General features: G+C 44.8%; 16 protein-coding genes and 1 pseudogene. 9 read left to right on the forward strand and 8 right to left on the reverse strand.

Going from position 1 to position 19452, the window contains the following annotated elements:
• Nucleotides 1–54 precede the first annotated feature (54 nt).
• From AC58UU_RS37290 to AC58UU_RS37300, 3 genes are all read left to right on the forward strand, one after another.
• A complete protein-coding gene (locus AC58UU_RS37290; RefSeq protein WP_307434679.1) occupies nucleotides 55–930 on the forward strand; it encodes a carbohydrate ABC transporter permease in 876 nt (291 codons plus the stop codon).
• A 28-nt stretch (nucleotides 931–958) separates the two neighbouring features.
• Entirely contained in the window at nucleotides 959–1831 is an 873-nt protein-coding gene (locus tag AC58UU_RS37295; protein WP_497322480.1) for a carbohydrate ABC transporter permease, read from the forward strand.
• A gap of 137 nt (nucleotides 1832–1968) precedes the next feature.
• Entirely contained in the window at nucleotides 1969–3063 is a 1095-nt protein-coding gene (locus AC58UU_RS37300; protein ID WP_497322481.1) for a GGDEF domain-containing protein, read from the forward strand.
• Between the two features lie 433 nt (nucleotides 3064–3496).
• On the opposite strand, the gene AC58UU_RS37305 is transcribed toward AC58UU_RS37300, so the two are convergent.
• From AC58UU_RS37305 to AC58UU_RS37320, 4 genes are all read right to left on the reverse strand, one after another.
• Nucleotides 3497–4348 carry an SDR family oxidoreductase gene (locus AC58UU_RS37305; protein WP_497322482.1) on the reverse strand — a complete coding sequence of 284 codons (852 nt, stop codon included), beginning with the start codon at nucleotides 4346–4348 and terminating at the stop codon, nucleotides 3497–3499.
• Between the two features lie 60 nt (nucleotides 4349–4408).
• The gene (locus AC58UU_RS37310; protein ID WP_307434667.1) at nucleotides 4409–4867 is read right to left on the reverse strand and encodes an acyl-CoA thioesterase; all 459 of its coding nucleotides are present in this window, start codon (nucleotides 4865–4867) and stop codon (nucleotides 4409–4411) included.
• Between the two features lie 6 nt (nucleotides 4868–4873).
• Nucleotides 4874–6493, reverse strand: a complete 1620-nt coding sequence (locus AC58UU_RS37315) for a long-chain fatty acid--CoA ligase (protein WP_497322483.1) — start codon at nucleotides 6491–6493, stop codon at nucleotides 4874–4876.
• A 150-nt stretch (nucleotides 6494–6643) separates the two neighbouring features.
• Entirely contained in the window at nucleotides 6644–7441 is a 798-nt protein-coding gene (locus AC58UU_RS37320; protein ID WP_171688881.1) for a Cof-type HAD-IIB family hydrolase, read from the reverse strand.
• Between the two features lie 123 nt (nucleotides 7442–7564).
• On the opposite strand from AC58UU_RS37320, the pseudogene AC58UU_RS37325 reads away from it, so the two are divergent.
• The 3 genes and pseudogenes from AC58UU_RS37325 (at nucleotide 7565) to AC58UU_RS37335 (ending at nucleotide 10797) form a co-directional block, all read left to right on the forward strand.
• Nucleotides 7565–8248: pseudogene (locus tag AC58UU_RS37325) on the forward strand (DNA alkylation repair protein).
• A gap of 208 nt (nucleotides 8249–8456) precedes the next feature.
• Nucleotides 8457–9503, forward strand: a complete 1047-nt coding sequence (add, locus tag AC58UU_RS37330; RefSeq protein ID WP_497322484.1) for an adenosine deaminase — start codon at nucleotides 8457–8459, stop codon at nucleotides 9501–9503.
• Nucleotides 9504–10032: 529 nt separating this feature from the next.
• The gene (locus tag AC58UU_RS37335; RefSeq protein ID WP_497322486.1) at nucleotides 10033–10797 is read left to right on the forward strand and encodes a (S)-benzoin forming benzil reductase; all 765 of its coding nucleotides are present in this window, start codon (nucleotides 10033–10035) and stop codon (nucleotides 10795–10797) included.
• Nucleotides 10798–10815: 18 nt separating this feature from the next.
• Here the strand turns inward: AC58UU_RS37335 and mscL are convergent, their stop codons facing one another.
• Nucleotides 10816–11283 (reverse strand): large conductance mechanosensitive channel protein MscL, encoded by a 468-nt coding sequence (gene mscL / locus AC58UU_RS37340; protein WP_497322487.1) that lies wholly within the window; start codon nucleotides 11281–11283, stop codon nucleotides 10816–10818.
• A gap of 122 nt (nucleotides 11284–11405) precedes the next feature.
• Nucleotides 11406–12521, reverse strand: a complete 1116-nt coding sequence (gene hisC, locus AC58UU_RS37345; RefSeq protein WP_497322488.1) for a histidinol-phosphate transaminase — start codon at nucleotides 12519–12521, stop codon at nucleotides 11406–11408.
• A gap of 176 nt (nucleotides 12522–12697) precedes the next feature.
• Between hisC and AC58UU_RS37350 the strand changes: the two genes are divergently transcribed.
• Nucleotides 12698–15388: a response regulator gene (locus AC58UU_RS37350; protein ID WP_497322489.1), complete on the forward strand. Its 2691-nt coding sequence runs from the start codon at nucleotides 12698–12700 to the stop codon at nucleotides 15386–15388.
• Between the two features lie 78 nt (nucleotides 15389–15466).
• Here the strand turns inward: AC58UU_RS37350 and AC58UU_RS37355 are convergent, their stop codons facing one another.
• The gene (locus AC58UU_RS37355) at nucleotides 15467–17617 is read right to left on the reverse strand and encodes a 5'-nucleotidase C-terminal domain-containing protein (RefSeq protein ID WP_497322490.1); all 2151 of its coding nucleotides are present in this window, start codon (nucleotides 17615–17617) and stop codon (nucleotides 15467–15469) included.
• A gap of 140 nt (nucleotides 17618–17757) precedes the next feature.
• Nucleotides 17758–18036: a hypothetical protein gene (locus AC58UU_RS37360; protein WP_497322491.1), complete on the reverse strand. Its 279-nt coding sequence runs from the start codon at nucleotides 18034–18036 to the stop codon at nucleotides 17758–17760.
• Nucleotides 18037–18193: 157 nt separating this feature from the next.
• On the opposite strand from AC58UU_RS37360, the gene AC58UU_RS37365 reads away from it, so the two are divergent.
• Both AC58UU_RS37365 and AC58UU_RS37370 read left to right on the forward strand, forming a co-directional pair.
• Nucleotides 18194–18415 (forward strand): hypothetical protein, encoded by a 222-nt coding sequence (locus AC58UU_RS37365; protein WP_497322492.1) that lies wholly within the window; start codon nucleotides 18194–18196, stop codon nucleotides 18413–18415.
• Nucleotides 18416–18484: 69 nt separating this feature from the next.
• Nucleotides 18485–18874 (forward strand): VOC family protein, encoded by a 390-nt coding sequence (locus AC58UU_RS37370; RefSeq protein WP_497322494.1) that lies wholly within the window; start codon nucleotides 18485–18487, stop codon nucleotides 18872–18874.
• The last annotated feature ends 578 nt before the right edge of the window (nucleotides 18875–19452 follow it).

The following is a 19452-nucleotide window of genomic DNA, read 5'->3' on the forward strand; positions in this document are numbered from 1 at the left end:
CAGCCAAAGCCCGGCTGGAGCCTTTTTTCAAAAAAGATAGCAAGGAGGGAAGTTATGACCGTATCCGCAAGAATCAGAGGATTCATTACCATAGGGCTGCTTCCGGCCTTAGTACTCTATCTGTTTTTTGTCATTGTTCCGATTTTCTGGTCGGCATACTACGGCTTTTTCGACTGGAAAGGTATCGGTGCAGCTAAATTTATCGGATTTGACAACTATGCAGAAGTGATCCAAGATCCAATCTTCTGGAAAGCTTTTAAAAATAACATGCTTATCGTTGCAGCTTCCGTTTTTGGTCAGGTACCAATTGCTATGGTATTAGCGCTTCTCCTCATGCGCAGTACGCTATTTCAACGTGTTATTCGAGCCTCTGTTTTTATGCCCATGGTGCTGTCCTCGGTTGTTGTCGGGATCATCTGGGGATATATTTACCACCCGCAAATCGGTATTCTCAACTTCTTACTTGAGGGCATCGGGCTTGAAAGTTGGAAGAAATCTTGGCTCTCCGATCCGAAAGTATCGATGTTCGCGCTCATGGTGCCGATCATCTGGAATTATATTGGTCCCTACATGATTATGTTCATTGCCGCTCTACAGAATATTTCACCTGAGATTGAGGATGCTGCCCAGCTGGACGGCGTGGGTCCGGTGCGCAAATTGTTTGCAGTCACACTGCCTATGATATGGGATACGGTCAAAGTAGCCGTTGTGCTATGCATCTCCGGAAGCTTGAAGGCATTCGATCTCATCTATGTCATGACGGGCGGTGGACCTGCACACTCCACGGAACTGCTTGCTTCTTATATGTACAACAGCACATTCAATGTGTATCGTTTCGGTTTTGGCAGCGCCATTTCTACGGCAATCATTATTCTTAGCTTGTTCTTAATCGTAGGCAGCCAATATCTGATGAAACGAGACTATCGTTAGGAAATAAATTCTCTCAGGAGGGACATCTATGGAGCAGGTTGTATCGATGCAGACGGGTTTTCCCGCTGGAGGTAAGAAGCGAAGAGGGTGGGCGCGCGGTGTCATCAACGTCTGTTTGACCCTGTATGCACTTGTCACGCTTTACCCGTTGATTTGGTTATTTATGAGTGCTTTAAAGTCCAATGAGGAATTTCATTCCCGGCCCTTTTTACTACCGACGGTTTGGAAATGGGACAATATCGTTCGCGCATGGAAAGTATCGGGTATGGGTCTCTCGCTCTGGAACTCTACCGTAGTGACGGTGGCCTCGCTAGTGCTGACCCTAGTTATTGGAGCTTTGGCAGCCTTTGTTTTATCGCGGTTTGAATTTAAATGGAAGCCGTTTTTTATGGGTTTATTTCTACTCGGAATGCTCATTCCGATCCATAGTACACTCGTACCTCTTTTTATTATTATGAAAAAAATCGGCCTTCTGAACACGTACGGTGCACTCATTTTACCTTATGTCGCCTTTGAATTGCCATTAGCCATCTTCGTCATTGCGGCCTATTTAATTACGATTCCCAAAGAAATTGAGGAAGCGGCGTTAATCGACGGCACGGGCTATTGGGGCATTTTCTTTCGGATGATGCTTCCGCTTAGCTTGCCAGCGCTTTCTACGGTTGCGATCTTAGGATTTTTACGCTTTTGGAATGATTTTGCGTTCGCACTAGTCTTTATCAGCAAGCCTGCGCTTAAGACAGTTCCGCTCAGTTTATCTGCTTTTGCTACGGGATATATGACCGATTACGAATTGACGATGGCTGCGCTTGCCATTGCCGTACTGCCAACCATTATCGTGTTCTTGTTGTTCCAGGAGCAGATTATGAAGGGAATGACGGCTGGCGCGGTCAAAGGATAACAATGAATAAAATAGCCATCCTTGGATTCTGAAAAGAGTCCCTAAGGGTGGCTATTTTTTGTGTTTGTGACAATCCCTCAAGCTCGTCCACATAGTTTGCTAACAAAATTATGCTACGATTATGGGGGGTGGATAGTATGAATGACTTATCTTTTGAAACATTACAGGATTTGATTGCCAATTTCTCTATCGTCACCGCTTATTTGTTTTTGGCCAGCCAAGTCATTTATAAGGATTGGAACTTGGGTACGCCTACTACTCTGTATACCAAACTTCATATAGGCGTTTTAACTGGCATTTTAGGTATTATACTTATGGAATTTACAGTTAAGCTGAACGGTACGATTTTAGATTTTAGACATCTCGCGATTACGATAGCGGCGCTATTCGGTGGAGTTTACTCTGCCCTAGTCACTGGGATCATTATCTCCCTTATGCGTTTATTGGCTTTCGGTACGCTAAGTCCTGCTACCATTTTCGCCGCTTCCAACACTCTTATAATTTCGTTCATACTTGGGTGGATTTGTACAAGGAACCTATCCTATTGGAAAAAGTGGACGTATGCTCTATTTCTTAACAATCTCTTTACGATTATTATTTTTCATATCAATCTGGGGAGTAAGGGTACTATTCCATCCTACATATACTTGATAATGATGACTTTAGGCGGCATTTTCACAGCTTATTTGACACAATTTCTGATTAAAGCAAAAACCCACTTCCAAATGATCGAAAAGGCAGCTACGTTTGATTTTCTGACAGAGCTTAATAACCATCGTACTTTTGATGAGGCATTCAATTCCTTACTGTTGGAAGCAAAAGACAAGAACGAAGCCTTGACTTTGATGATTATAGATATTGACCATTTTAAAAAAGTGAATGATACCTACGGTCATCCTAATGGTGATACGGTGTTAAAACAATTGGGGAAATTGTTAAAAGATGCCTCACGCTCTTTCGATATCGTATCACGTATAGGTGGGGAAGAGTTCGCCATCTTACTTTACGATTGTCCTCATAAACATGCTTTAATCATTGGGGAGCGAATTAGAATGGCTGTCAGAAACCAGGAATTTCTGCTTAATGAGGGGAAGGTCATACAGATCACTGTATCTGTGGGCGTTGCTTCGTACCCTGATACCAATGAGAATATCAAAGAAGAAGCAGATAAGGCGCTGTATAAAGCCAAATCATGCGGTAGGAATTTGGTTTGCTCTAATCAATCCGTTTGAATGAAGCATAAAAGATCCCAACGCAAGTTCATCTTGCGGGCCGGGATCTTTTTTTACTTTAAGGGTGCCGTGAGAATAACCTACAAAAATATTTCTAGGCAATAGGCAATAGGTAAATAGGTAAATAGGTAAATAGGGAAGTAGGGGAAGGTAAGTAGCTAAAGGTAAATAGGGAAGTAGGTAAACTGAGGTAGCAGGTATGGAAATAGGAAGGCGAGTTGTACATCGTACAACAATTTCCTTGAGATCTCCTTGGGCAAGCATAAGATGTTGCATAACGTGCAACAATAAAGCCTTTTTAATGCTAAAAAGCTACTTTCCGGCTAAAATTGTTGTATTTTTTGCAACATTTGCGGGGAAAATGTGGATTAACTTGCGTAATGTTGTACAAAATACAACATTACGCAAACGAGTAATTAAATGACCATACCACTCATGACTTGCCCTTGCGCGTCATCTCCGCAAGCCCAATCCACTGCTCCTCGGTCACCTCGAGCAGGTCGTTGAACTGCCCGGCGCCCTGCAGCCATTCGCCGCCGTCGATCGTGACCACCTCGCCGTTAATATAGGCGGCGTAGTCCGAGATCAGATAAGCCGCGAGGTTCGCGAGCTCATCCTTCTCACCGACCCGCCGCAGCGGCACGCGGTTCAAGAGCTTCTCCGACAGCTCAGGCGTCGGAGCCAGTCGGCTCCACGCGCCGTCGGTCGGGAAGAGCCCCGGCGCGATGGCGACTTGCCGGATGCCATGCCGCGCCCACTCGACGGCAAGCGAGCGCGTCAGCGCAAGCACGCCGGCCTTGGCCGCAGCCGACGGTACAACGAAGGCCGAGCCAGTGGAGGCGTAAGAGGTGACGATGTTCAGCATCGTACCGCCGACGCCTTGCTCGATCCATCTTTTACCCACTTCTAACGTGGTGTAGAACGTCCCGTGAAGAACGATATTCAGCACCGCATCCACCGCGCGCGGAGATAATTTTTCTGTCGGGCTGGCGAAGTTGCCGGCTGCATTATTAATCAGTACATCAATACGGCCATAGTGCTGTTCCACAGCGGCCACCATCTCGGTAATTTGAAGCGGGTCACGCACGTCACAGCTTTTGTAGAATACTTCTTTGCCTTCACTGCTCATTTCGGCAGCCGCTTTAGCGAGTACCTCCTCACGTCGGCTGGTAATTGCTAGTTTTGCGCCTAACGTTAGAAATTTCTCGCCCATAGCACGGCCCAGACCGGTACCGCCACCCGTAATAAGAATGACTTTATCCTTCAGCAAGGTTGAATCGAACATATCAATCGCGCCCTCCATCATCAATTTACGCTGCTAATCATTAATGCTGTGAATGCTGCTCTATTGCTGCTGCCCTAGGAACGAAGCTTCAAATTGCTCGATACGGCTTGCTAAATCTTCTGGAAGCGGGGTGCCTTTTTGTGTATGAACATCGACATAAACACCAGTGCTGGTAGCGAAGCTCACAAGCTGCTTATTCTCCCGCTTAACAATGGCATACTGAGTTTCAATCGATGAAGTGCCGATCCGGCTCACTTTCATATAAATATCGAGGTTATCGTTAAAATGCGCTTGAGACTTGTATTCGACGCTTTGGCTGACGAGAAAGAAGGTTTTATCAGCCAGATTACCATCCGAATTTGCAAAAAATAAACCCAAACCGTTCATATACTCACAGCGGGCTTGCTCCATATAAATGACGGAAGAAAGGTGACTCAGGTGCCCGTTCGCATCGGTTTCACAGAAACGAACTTTCGTTGGTGTATAAAAGCGGAAGCCCTCTAATTCAAAATTGTTCATTGCTATCTAGTCTCCTGTAAAATAGGTTTGATACTGCTCACGAAGCCTGCGTTTCATAAATTTACCGACCGAAGATTTAGGTATTTCGTTGAGGAACACAACATCGTCCGGAATCCACCACTTTGTGAATTTGTTTGCCAAAAAGGTGAGTAAATCTTCTTTGTTGTCATCCGTTTGTAACGCAGCGTCTTTTAGGACGACGAAGGCGAGAGGCCGTTCATCCCATTTGGGATGCGGCACGCCGATGACACAAGCCTCGAACACATTGGGATGTGCCATTAATGCGTTTTCTAAGTCGAGAGACGAGATCCATTCCCCACCGCTTTTGACCAGATCCTTGGCTCTGTCCACCAGCTTCACAAATCCTTCACTATCTATAACCGCGATATCTCCGCTATAGAACCAACCGTCCTGGAACGACTCCTGTGTTCGAGCATCTTTGTAGTATTCCGTAGCTACCCATGGCCCGCGCAGTAAGATTTCGCCCATCTCCTTACCATCCCAAGCTACCTCACCCCGAGGTCCGACGATTTTCATATCAAGCCCAGGCACAAGTAAGCCCTGAGTAGCCCTCGCATCGTATTGTTCATCGTAAGAGGCATCTTCTTGATAGCTTTTAAGGCGGGCAACGGTAACGAGAGGACATGTTTCTGTCATCCCATAGGCATGATAGAACGGAACTTTGAGCCGCTGCTCGTAGCTTTCAATCAGACTGCGCGGGGCAGCCGATCCACCACAGACCACTGCGCGAAGGGATGATAGATCTACTTGCAGTAATTCCTGCACCTTAAGTGCGGCCGTCCATACTGTAGGAACACCAGCAGCAATCGTCACTTTCTCCTCAGCGATCAAACGAAGCAGGATGTCAGGTGTCGGCGAAGGTCCCGGAAGCACTTGCTTGCTGCCGAACCAGACAGACGCGAATGGAAGTCCCCAAGCATTAACGTGGAACATCGGCACAATAGGCAGAACGGTGTCGCGTTCAGAGAGTCCTAGTGTATCCGCCAGACCAATGGAGAGGGAATGTAGGTAGATCCCGCGATGAGAATACACCACACCCTTGGGATTACCCGTTGTCGCAGATGTATAACAGATGCCTGCGGGAGCGCTTTCATTTATGTCGGAAGCGTATGTATACTGAGGGTCGCCGTCCTCTATCATGTTCTCATATAAATAGACGGGATGTAAAGAAGTAGGCGGCAATTCCTTTTTGTCCGTCATCAAAATATAGCCTTCTATCGTCGTAAGTTGATCCTGGATTTTCTCTATGATTGGGAGTAAAGTCTCATCGACGAAGAGAAATCGGTCTTCCGCATGATTAAGAATATACGCAATATGCTCAGCGGGGAGCCGGATGTTGACGGTGTGCAGCACAGCCTCCATACAGGGGATAGCGAAATAAGCTTCTAGATGCCAGTGGTGATTCCATGCAAAAGTAGCAACCCGATCTCCTGGCTTCACGCCAAGTGCTTGCAGGGAGCTGGATAACTGCTTCGCACGTCTCCCGAAATCGGCGTATGTATACCGATGGATGCCGGTGCTTGTACGTGAAACAACCTCTTTTTTGGGGAACAGGGTTTGTGAACGTTCAAAGAGAGAGCGCAGCGTTAATGGGAAATTTCCCATATGGAAACACCTCCGGAGATTGTCTGATTCTATTGTAATATATAAGCCGGAGGGACAGGATATGTCCAAAAACCAAGCGATTGCAAATAAAAAACCGACTCCGGCGCATGTGGACCATGCAGAAGGAATCGGTTCAACGATTACGTACTCTTACGTATTCAAAATAAACTTTTCAATAACATGTCTGACGCCGTCGTCGTTATTGCTCTTCGTAACGTAGTTCGCCAGCTCTTTGAGCTGTGGCAGCGCATTGTCCATGGCGACGCCAAGTCCAGCGACTTCCAGCATTTCACGATCATTCCAAGCATCGCCCAGAGCAATAACGTCATCTAAGGAGCAGCCGATATGCTCGGCAAGGAAAGTGATCGCATGTCCTTTGGTACCTTCCTTATGCATGAATTCCAAGTAGTGCGGTTTGGACTTCGTAATGTGCATCTTGTCACCCAGAAGGGGCAGGAGCTCTTCGCGCAGTTGGTCGCAAACTTCCGGTGTATCGATGATAAGCATCTTAGGTTGAGGGATATCAATCCATTGGCGCAGATCACCAATGATATAAGGCGTTTTGGAAAGACGCACGTAGGCTTTTATCTTGTCGTTATCTTCACCTGCATAAAGCTCATCCCCGTGGTAAAGCTGTAAATGAAGGTTGCGCTTTTCACAGAAATCGAGCAGGAATCGGGCACTTTCAACAGGAACTGTACGCTCGTAGAGGACTTCCTCATCAAGTAGATTTTTGATTAAAGCGCCTTGATAGGTGATAATCGGAACATTGAGTCCGATCTGGTTGGCGATCTTGGCAGCGGATGGGAAGCTTCTTCCCGTTGCAATCGTTACGGTTACGCCTTTGGCAACAGCCTGGTGCATAGCATCAATAGTCTCTTGTGAGATGGTTAGATCATCACGCAGCAGCGTATCATCTAAGTCAGCGGCAACTAGTTTGTAAGTCATGTAGTTCTCTCCGATCCGATAAGTAGTCTATATTAAAAATTCTGCTATAAGCATACCCGAATTACTTTGGAATTGCTACAATAAAGCATATAGCTGATAGGTTAAAAAGGAGGCACGTAACCAATGGCATCCCCTTATACGGACAAGCTGGAGGCTTGGTTAAGAGCGCACCGCAACACGGCAAATGCGTCAAGTATGGAAGCCTACATGAAGAATCATTTCCCATTTCTAGGGATCCGTAATCCAGAACGAGTAGCATTGACCAAGCAATTCACGAAAGAACATGGCTTCCCTAAGGGTGAAGAGGGGGTCAGAATTGCCAAAGAGCTCTGAGAGTTGCCGGAGCGCGAGTTTGCCTACACGGCATTATTGGTCCTTACTGGGTTGCGAAAAACCGCTGAACGGGGACATATCGATGTTTTGGAGTATTTCGTTGTGACAAATTCGTGGTGGGACACCGTGGATATGATCGCTGATCACTTAATCGGCTTTCATTTGCAGAGGTTTCCTGAGTTGATTCCATCCTATGTGGATAAGTGGCTAGCTTCGGATCATATGTGGCTGCAAAGAACGGCGATATTGTTCCAATTAAAATATAAACAACAGACGGATGTACCGCTTCTGTTTAGCTGTATTAGGCGCATGGCTGATTCGAAGGAATTCTTCATCCGCAAAGCAATTGGCTGGGCACTTCGGGAGTATTCGAAGACAGATGCCGCAGCGGTACAGTCTTTCGTTGAAAGTACGGAGCTTTCGCCGCTAAGCGTGCGGGAAGCGTTGAAAGTAATCCATCGAAAGGAAAAATGAAATAGGAGATCCGCAGAGGGGGATGAATGACCCTGAAGTGGGTCTTTTTTTATTTCCAGAAATTCAAGCAATGTCATCATACCTTACGCATATATTAATAAAACAAAATAATTGTTATGTATATTGACATAATCATAACATTCGAGTAAAGTTATTAAAATTCTTTAAAAGCGCGTTACGAGATTAAAAGAAAAAGGAGAGATGGAAGATGAATAACATACGGGCTAACGATCTATTAGCGAGATTACCCAAGGTTGATCTTCACTTGCACTTGGATGGCAGTGTGAAGCCAGAGACGATTCTGGATCTCGCGCGTAGGCAAGGTATTGAACTTCCTGTTTATGATAAAGATGGACTCATTCCACACATGCGAGTAGGTGAGGAGTGCGGAAGTCTCATTGAATATCTAAGCAAATTTCATTTTACTACTCGGTTTTTACAATCTGCTGAGGCCTTGGAGCGAGTTGCCTACGAGGTCGTAGAACAGTCTGCTGAGCATAATTGCAGATATGTGGAAGTTCGTTTCGCACCGCAACTCCATAGGAACAACGGTTTGACGGTTGAGGAGACGATTCGTCATGTGGTAGAGGGAATGAAACGGGGGCAGCGGGATTTCGGTGTGAGAGTCGGCGTCATTGCGATTTGCATGAGAAATCATTCTTGTGAAAGCAACCTAGAAGTGATCGAAGCAGCTGCTAAGTATGTAGGGAAAGGCATAGTCGCTGTCGACTTAGCCGGTGATGAGGCGTCGTATCCGCCGGAATGTTTCCGGGAGGTTTTTGCGGAGTCAGGAAGGCTTGGTATTCCTGTCACAATCCATGCCGGAGAAGCAGCCGGAGCGATGAACGTGTATGAAGCCGTCACGAATCTTGGCGCTGTTCGTATTGGGCACGGTGTTAGATTGAAGGAGAACAGGTCCATATTGGAAATGGTCAAGGATCGCCGCATCCCGCTCGAAATGTGCCCGATCAGCAACATCCAAACGAAGGCCGTTTCTGGTTGGGAAGCCTACCCGATTCGCGAATATTTGGAGCAAGGGCTGGTCGTTACGATTAATACAGATAACCCCAGCGTATCGGGTACGAACATTACCAATGAATACCGGGTGCTTGCGGATCGCTTTGGCTTTACGACACCGGAATTGGTTAAGCTCATCATGAATGGCGTAGATGCCGCTTTTATGGAAGATCATGATAAGCTGTCGTTAAGACGAGAGATGGAAGAGGAAATGAGTAGTTTGGGCGTGCTCAACTAATAGCCTAATGAGAGAAGAATTCGTTGCGATCAGGCAACGGGTTCTTTGATGATTCCATTGTACGTAATCCAATCTGCATCTCATAGTGTTATACCCATCCCTTAGAATACGGCACATTTCCCAATGGGAGTGGATGTAGCCAATTCATATTCATTTTGTTGCAAAGCGTGCAATGACCAACAACCAAGTGTATAAGCTATAAAGATATTTTTCATTGTTACAGTCGCGAGGGGATGTAGAATCGTGTTTGTAACGATGTTTTTCATTCTTACAAACGAGAAAAAAGCAGTTTTATGCGCTGAGCGAGGCTGTAAAGATATTATTCATCGTTACAGATGCGAGGGGATGTGGAATCGTGTCTGTAACAGTATATTTCATCTTTACAGACGTGAAGATAGCGGATTGGTATCTAAACGAGCGAGTGATAGCAAAGAGGAGTTAGTTCCCCATGCTCAAAACGTCAAGACATCATTCCCGAAGAGTGGTATCTTTAATGGATAGGGCGAATTTCAACGGGATGGTGTCGTAAATGGAAACGTATATTATTACAGGCGGTTCAAAAGGACTCGGCGCTGCGATCATCCGGCAGCTTTTACAGCAGGGAGCTGCGATTCACTGCATTTCCCGCAGCGACAGTGAAGCTTTGCGCCAAGAGGCGCTGCGCGCGGAAGGTACACTTACCTTCCACGCTTACGACTTGGCGGACACGCAAGGCCTTGATTCGCTCATGGAGCGAATCCTCAGCACGGTGGATGAAGCGGATTCCATCACGCTCATCAATAATGCTGGCATGCTCGAGCCGATGACGTCGATCGGCCGAGCAGACCATGACGACCTGCAGCGCAGCCTGCAGGTCAATCTCATCGCGCCCGCGCTGCTGACGAACAGCTTCATTCGGCTCACGCAGGCGTGGCCGATCATGAAGCGGGTCGTCATCATCTCCTCGGGCGCGGGGAAGAAGCCCTACCCCGGCTGGGGTGCCTACTGCACCGCCAAAGCCGGGCTCGATATGCTGACGCGCTGCGTGGGCGTCGAGCAGATGAACCAACCGCACCCGGTGGAGATTTACTCCATCGCACCGGGTGTGGTTGACACGGATATGCAGCGGGAGATCCGCGCTGCTGAAGAAGTGGACTTCCCGCAGGTGAGCAGGTTCGTTCAGCTCAAAGAGCAGGGCGAGCTGCAATCGCCCGAAGCGACTGCGCAGCAGTTGATTCACCTGCTGCGGACGAATGCCTTCGAGCAAGGCGAGATCGCCGATCTGCGTACAAAAAAGCCCGAATCGTCATCATGATTCGGGCTTTTACCATACCTATTGAATACTCCCTGACACAGCAGTGCCTGATGACAGCTCTGAAGTACAGAACTTACAACGTGTAGCTTGTACAGGAATTTCGGACAAGCAATGCGGACAAGATTTGGATGTTACCACTTTTTCTTTCGGCTCTTCCTTCTTGCGGAACTTACTAAGCTGTCGGATAACAAGGAAAATGACAAAAGCAACAATTAGAAAGTCTAGGAAGGTCGAAATGAATTGTCCGTAATTAAAGGTAGGTGCACTGGCTGCAACCGCATCTTTAAGGGTAGCGTAATGAGTGCCATTTAATGAAATAAATAGATCATTGAACTTCACTTTACCGATTAACAGCCCAACAAGCGGCATAATTAAATCATTCACGATCGATGTAATGACTTTCCCGAAAGCCCCGCCAATAATAACCCCAACTGCTAAATCAACCATATTCCCTTTGAATGCAAAATCTTTAAATTCCTTAAGCATCGCTTCGCTTACCCCCATGAGACAATAATTGTTAGTATTGTAGCATATTTGATTACACGCAAACAATTGGAGGTAGGTTTCGGCTTGTCCGTTCAAGAGGGTTTTGAGTTGTGGCGATGAAATTATGTTTGCTGAATGAATATTTCGCTAAGCGCCTCAATTAATACCGTATGATCTTCAGACGTCCCAACTGAAATCCGCACATGATTAGGGAGGTTCCAAGCTCCGCCATAACGTATAATAATTCCTTTATTCATCAGCTTTTCATAGATATTTTTAGCGTCTGGTCCAAGCTCAACCAATAGGAAATTACTCATGCTGCGTGTGAAATTCAATCCCATTCCCTGCAAGCTATCATATAACTGCTCTCTTCCGCGAGCATTCATCTCACGTGTCGCATCAAGATGCTGATCATCCTTAATCGCTGCAGTAGCGCCAACTTGTGCTAAAGCATTCACATTGAATGGTTCTTTGACCTGACGGATACTATGCAGAATACTTGGTGACGCGATGCCATACCCTACACGAATACCAGCCAATCCGTATATTTTCGAAAAGGTTTGTGTGACGACGATGGGGTAGCCCAAACGCACAAGCTCCAACCCATCGCTATAATCATCCGCCGTTACAAAGTGACTATAAGCCCCGTCGAAAATAACAAGAACATAGGAAGGGAGCTCCTCCATAAGCCGGTGTAAATCCTGTTTCTTCATATATGTGCCTGTCGGATTGTTAGGTGAGCAAATATAAAGCAGTTTGGTTTGTTCAGTTACAGCAGCGAGTATATCGTCAACATCATAACGGTAATCTTCACGAAGCGGTACTTGCACGACACTTGCGCCCATTAAATTAGCCCCGAATTCATATTCGCTAAAAGTTGGGGAAGGAACAATAATCTCATCCCCTGGTTCCAAAAATGTCTCCGAAATAAGTGTAATGAGTTCATCTGCTCCATTGGTTACAAGGACTTCATCAGAAGAAAGCTGTAATTTCTCCGCAATTGCCCCCCTAAGATCAATCGTGTCGGCGTCGGGGTAGCGATGGATATCGGTCAGATAAGCTTGAATGGCTGTTAGAGCTAGTGGCGAAGGGCCTATAGGATTTTCGTTAGAAGCAAGCTTGGTGACCTTTTCGATACCTAATTCTCGTTGAACTTCCCAAATGGGTTTCCCAGGAGAGTAAGGCTTCATGCGTGAAAGAACGCTGCGAGGGCGGATGTGTTTAAATGTCCGACTCATAATAATCACTCCTATTTCATTTGAATTAATTTAATTTAATTTAATACATTACTATAATAATACATTAACTTGGTAAAGTAGTAAAGTATATATAATCTCCATATCCCATTTTTTGGAGAACATAGTATAATACACGTATAAGGCGAATTCTTACTAAAGGAAGGGACTGCAGCGTGATGGGGAAAAATAGATTTGGTATCCGTTCCAAGATTATGATTGGGTATATGTTCATCATTGTCTGTTTAACCATTTCATTTGTATTAGTTAATTATCAAGTGATCTCCATGCAGAAAGATAGAAATTATATCATCGAGCATGATTTTGCCGTCCATAATGAAACGAATCGTATCGAAAAATATGTGATGGATATGGAAAGCGGGCAGCGGGGCTATTTACTTACGGGAGTTCTCAGCTATTTAGAACCCTACAACGTAGGCGAGTCGAAGTGGAGGGAATCCTACAGTCGTCTCAGTCAGCTAACTCGAGATAATAGCGTACAGGAGCAAAATCTTTCTTCCATTAAGGCGTCAATCGAACGATGGCTTCAGCAGAGCGGAGGAAAGTCCCTATCTTCGATGAGAAATAACGTTAATAACGAAACGTATTTTGATTATAATTTTTTACTCGGGAAGCAAGTTATTGATGATATACGCTCACAGTTGGATCGTTTTCGAAGTGTTGAAATGGGACTTACCAAGGAAAGAGCAGCGCACTTAGATGCACAGAATCGGATGCTGACCACGTCTCTATTCGTCATGTTAACGCTTGTTGTTATATTTTCAATAGCGGCTGCATTATTAATTTCTCGATCTATCGTAGGGACGATTAAAAAAGTAACACGAAGTATTATGAATTTAAGTTCATCGAAGAGAGATCGTTCTAAACGTATACAAGTTACCATGAACGATGAGGTGAAAGATCTTGCGGAAGCTATGAATGTTCTGCTTGAGAATCAAGAAGAGATGGAGTGGCAGCAGCGAAAATTAACGGAAGTCGTTCATATGCTTCAAGGGATTTCAGATATGGAAACACTTGGGAAAGTCTTTATTAGTAAAGCGGCTGAGCTGTTTGATGCTTCTTACGGTCTTCTATATCTTCGTTCTTCCTATGAAGGCAAGGATTCTATGATTAAGTTGGCTTCTTATGCGGTCATGGGGGGGAGCGATGGCATTGGGGTTCACCGATTCAAATTGGGAGAAGGACTAGTCGGTCAATGTGCGGTCGAGAAGCGAATGTTTCACCTAACCAATATACCAGATAGTTACATTACCCTATCGTCTGGACTTGGAGCGGCGAAAGCTCAAAGTGTTCTGATCGTACCCATTTTACATAACAATGAAGTTATTGCTGTCATGGAGCTGGCCTCCTTTGATAAATTTACTCCGCTGCAGCTTGAACTGCTTGAAGATATTCTTGAAGTATTAGGTACAATTGTACATAGTGTGCAAACGCGTGTTGAAGTTGAGCGGCTTTTAAAAGAATATCAGATTATGACGGAAGAACTTCAAACGCAACAAGAAGAACTGCACATGACGAATGAACAGTTGGAGGAACAGAATCGTTATGCGGAAGAAAGGTCGCGGGAACTAGAGAATATCAAAGCATCTTTTGAAGAACATGCGGTTCAGCTGCAGCAAAGTTCTCGATATAAATCGGAATTTTTGGCAAATATGTCACACGAACTCCGTACCCCATTAAACAGTGTGCTTATCCTTTCCCAAATGCTGCAAGAAAATAAACAGGGTTCGTTGACCAAAGAAGAGCAAGAGTACGCCCGTGTTATTCATTCTTCAGGGAATGATCTTCTGCATCTGATTAACGATATTCTTGATCTATCCAAAGTCGAAGCTGGCAAATTAGATATTCATGTCGGTGAAATGAATGTATCAGAGCTTCCAGATATATTGCGAAGTCAATTTGCAAAGGTGGCCGAACAGCAAAGTCTCACTTTTAGCATCGTACGCGATTCACAGGTTCCAGATATTTTCTATACCGATGAACAGCGATTAAGCCAAATTATTAAAAATTTACTCTCTAATGCCTTTAAATTTACACATAAGGGCTCCGTTCTGGTGAATTTGAGTATGTGCAGCGAGGAGCAGATTAAAGAGTTTCTGCCATTGGCTAAACAAAGTCAAGTTCTGGTCATATCCGTAAAAGATACAGGGATTGGGATATCTCCTGAGAAGCAGCAATTGATCTTTGAGCCGTTCCGCCAGGCGGATGGAACAACGAATCGTAAATATGGAGGGACAGGCCTTGGATTATCGATAAGCCGTGAATTAGCCCGACTTCTCGGTGGTAGGGTTATTATGCAAAGCGAAGAGGGAGTAGGCAGTACCTTCACGCTTTATGTTCCTTCATTGGAGCATGTCTTTAACGAAACTGAATCCATGCAGAAGGAAGCTGCAGCTGCGTCTTCCCCAATGATAAGTGACTTTCTGCTTAGGGATGCCTATAAGAAAGCCGCTGATCCAGCAGAGAGGAACAATTTTAGCGGAAGAAAAGTACTTGTCGTCGACGATGACGTTCGGAATGTGTTCGCGCTAAGCAATGCTTTTGAGAAAGAAGGAATACTGGTTACCGTTGCTCATAATGGACAAGAATGTTTGGAGATCATGAAGAAAGATCAAGACATCGATCTCATACTTATGGATATCATGATGCCTGTTATGGATGGTTACGAAGCCATGCGAATGATTAGGAAAGATACCCGATTTGAGAAAGTACCGATTATTGCATTGACGGCCAAGGCTATGAAACAGGACAGGGACATTTGCTTGCAAGCAGGAGCCTCCGATTATATTAGCAAGCCGCTTAATTTAAGCCAATTGCTATCCCTGATGCGTGTATGGCTGACCAAATAGAAAGACCTTTGATCCTATCCATTTTTGGATGCGGTCAAAGGTCTTTTTTATTTTATGAGATTAATAATTAATGATAGCTTATTTCTTCAAATCCAAACGCACATCGCGACCATCGTCTTGTACAGATAGCTCTTTACCAGCGGCTTTCAGGGAATTAGCATAATTCACCCAAGCATCCAGCATGATGGCGCCATCTTTCCAATCCTTCACTTCACCAAATACGGTAAAGCCATCGCCACTGCCAGTAGCCATAAAATCATTGGTTGTTACTTTAAATGTACGGTCTGTATTAAACTTGCCATCGACATAGATTGGTGTACCATCTACCAGGGTGATTTTCGAATATTTCTCACCGAGTGGCTTCGTGCTGTCCCATTCTACTTTCAAGCCAGAGAATTGAATAGCCGGAAGATTGGTATACTTATCTGTAACTTCGAGTGCTTTTTTGATTTGAGCAGCAGTCATTGTACCCGTTACGTTGTAATTGCCGAAAGGGAACACTTCAAACATTTTGCCATACGTCAGTTCACCTTTATCCACATCTGCTCGAATACCACCAATATTAGTGAAGGCAATATCGGATTTCTCAGAAGCGCGCATGGCATCTGTGATGCTGTTTCCTAATTGGGAAGCGCCGTCGCGATCAACTCCACCATTGGTAGCAAAGCGGAAAGATTTACGAGTTAGTGGCTCTGCAGCAACGACTTCAACTTCTCCGGATTTCGCTGAAATTTTGGCTTTATAATCTTCGACCGTTTGGTGAATCTTCGCGTCAGCTGTCGTCAAGTTCGTATATGTTTCAAGCAAACTTGCATTCGAGGATACGACTTGCTTTGTGGATTTGTCTACAAACAGTTGAATGTGCCCAACCGCATAAAGCCAGCTTTGAGCCTCTACAACAGGAATGCCATTCACGATACCGGCAACACGCATATGGGAGTGACCACCAACAATCGCATCAAGGGTACCATTCCCCGTGCCTTTTGCAAGATCAGCAAGCTCGCTAATGATTTCAGCAGACTTTTGATTTTGCTCACCTGGTAGGTGGGAGGTAACCATAATGATGTCCACACCTTTTGCACGAAGCTCAGCGGACAATTCTTTAGCCATAGGAACCGGATTTACAAAGGAGAGGCCTTCAATGTTTGTTGATTTTGTAGTTGTTGTAGTTTGTGGCGTTGCGAAGCCGATGATACCGATTTTCAAGCCATCTTTTTCAACAATTACATAGGGCTGTGTCCAGTCAACGCGTTTACCTGTTTTATCATCGATAATATTAGCCCCGAGAATAGGGAATTTAGCTTTTTTAATGTTGTCGATTAGAACGTCACGACCGAAGTCGAACTCGTGGTTTCCGATAGCCGCGGCATCATATTGCACTTGTGCCATCGTATCCATCACGGATTGACCATTCGTTGTATTGGAAATCAGGGTACCTTGCCATGCGTCTCCGCCATCAACAACGACCGTTCCACCTGGATTTACAGCACGGAAATCGGTCACGATACCACCGAGTGTTTCGATACCGCCTTGACCTTGATTTCGTTTTTTATCGAAGCCGACTTCGATTTTACCGTGAATATCGTTTGTTGTTAAAATATCAACCACTTTAAATAAAATAGGCTTAAGTGCTTTAGCCACTTCGTCACGCGTTACTTCCGCAGTAGGGTTGAAGTTACCGTCAAGGGTAGGTGTGAAAATTCCGCTGATGACGGCATAAGCGACATAAGGGCGGGATTCTTTAGCGATGGAGGAGGAATCTTTGAAGTAGTTCAACACATTCTCGTTCACTTTTGGCAGTTGGCCGCCAGTTACGACTTTAACGATCAACTCAGCAAGCTCTTGACGAGTAACGGCAGCGTTCGGGTGAAACGTACCGTCAGCAAAGCCGCTAATGAGTTTAGCTGCAACGGCACTCGCAACCGCTTGTTTTTGCCAATTTGCAAGGTCCGTGAACGTGACAGAACCAAGATCTGCACTTTTCAGCTTGGCAGCACGGTTAATCATTGTTACCACTTCAGCGCGAGTAGCTGCATTTGCACCACGGTAGTCGGTATCCCCGTAGCCCTCAATAGCGCCGTTATCAATGGCAAGACGCATATCTGATTTCATTGAAACGGGAGAAGAGGGTGCTGCTGTTTCAGCAAATGCTAGGCTGCTAGCGAAAGAGCTAGTAAGAACGGTAACAAGAGCGAGCGCTGTAAGGCGGGTGGTCAATGTTTTTTTCATGTGTTAAAAATTCCTCCTTCAATTAATAGAACTGCGGTTAATAAGCCCATCTATTAGTATAAGGGGAAATGGTAGATTTTGAGAAGTGAAGAAATTGTTATTAGATGAAACAACAAAAAAAGCCATTAACCTTCCAAAGGTTAAGTGGCTTGGCGTTCCGTATAAACTTCAAAATGATAGATGGTATTGCGTGTCAGCACCCGGAAATCCAAACCGTCCCGATCTATCGCTTGAACTCTAGTTGTTTTGAAAGGTATATATCGATGGATGCCTGATAGGATCATCGGGCACCCAACCTCAGTAGGGTTCATTTCACGAAATGTTTGCCCTTGAATTTCATCAAAATTGAATCGTTCCGATCGATGCTTGGGTGTAATCCCATCCACTTCATAGATTTGAAGAAGCTTTAGTAATCTCATATTTGCACCCTCCTACCTCATCTTCTTTATTCTAGTATACACTGACTTTTTATCTAAGGCGAAATCTATGAACCTAACATAAACCTAATAAAGTTCTGACACTTTCCTAGATTCCAAAATATACAATTGAACCATTGATAATGGGGGTGTTAATGGGATGATGCACGCGAAAATTCTAGTCGGGGAAAAAGAAGTTCTTATGTTTTTTGAATCCATGTATCAGGATCATTTACAGATAGCGGCCCAAACCATAATGAAGCATTTATCCAATGCTCAGGTGAGAAAAGTATTTGATGATATTGGTTTGGTCAATATTACGAAAAAAGAAGTGACGCTCTTCTCGCTGGATGGCGAAATGGAAACGCTCAGTATCTCTTAAAGACAGTCTAGTCCTCTCATGCTCTTTTCGTTACAATAGAAGGAGATGAATGGAGGAGGTTATGTACAGATGGCAGTTTTGAAAATGGAGCATGTTGGTGTAATGGTAGCAAACTTGGAAGCATCGATTCGTTTCTATGAAGATGTGATTGGACTTAAGCACAAAGGTACTTTGTTACATACGAATGGTGTGATCAAACTCGGTTTTCTTGGCTTTGAAGCATTAAATGAAACTGAAGTTGAATTAATAGAGGGTTATAACGCGGGTTTACCGCAAGAGGGCAAAGTTCACCATTTGGCCTTTACTGTGGATGATATTGAAGCGGAATTTACAAGAATCAAAGGATTGGGAGTTGAGCAGCTGGATGCTGAGATTACGACCCTTCCGAATGGCTCCAGATACTTCTTCTTTAATGGTTTAGACGGAGAGCGTATCGAATTCTTTCAATCTACGCGTTGATTCGTAATAATCTGCTAGGTAAGGCAACCCTTTTACTAGAGTTGTAGATTCCCCCTTGAATTTTCCTTCAATAGATAGAATGGAATACTAATGAGCTTCAAAGGATGCAGGGGACTGCATCCTTTTTGTTTGGATTCTATGTAGGAACAATTCAAAACAATTGCAATTGTGGAACATTTCCAAAGGGGTTGTAATTGGTTTCTCTACGTGTTACATTATTCCTCGTTGCTTTGAAGCGGCAAATCACCATGAGTCATTAAATGGGACTTGCATTCAAACAGCAACCTATGTTACTATAGCCTTCCGACAGAGAACGACAGAAATTGACAAGAAAAAAAGTGCTTGCAATTGATGAACGAGCTGTGGTATATTACTTCTCGCTGCTTCGGTAACACGGCAGTGAGCGAAAGAAATTGATCTTTGAAAACTGAACAACGAGTGAGTAAGCACGAATGAGAAATCGTTCAAAAAAGAGATTGCAAAATCTCGCTAGCAACGCAAATGAGCAATTAAGCTTTCAAATAGTTTTACTATTATGGAGAGTTTGATCCTGGCTCAGGACGAACGCTGGCGGCGTG

The organism is Paenibacillus sp. JT22N1 (assembly GCF_059692155.1).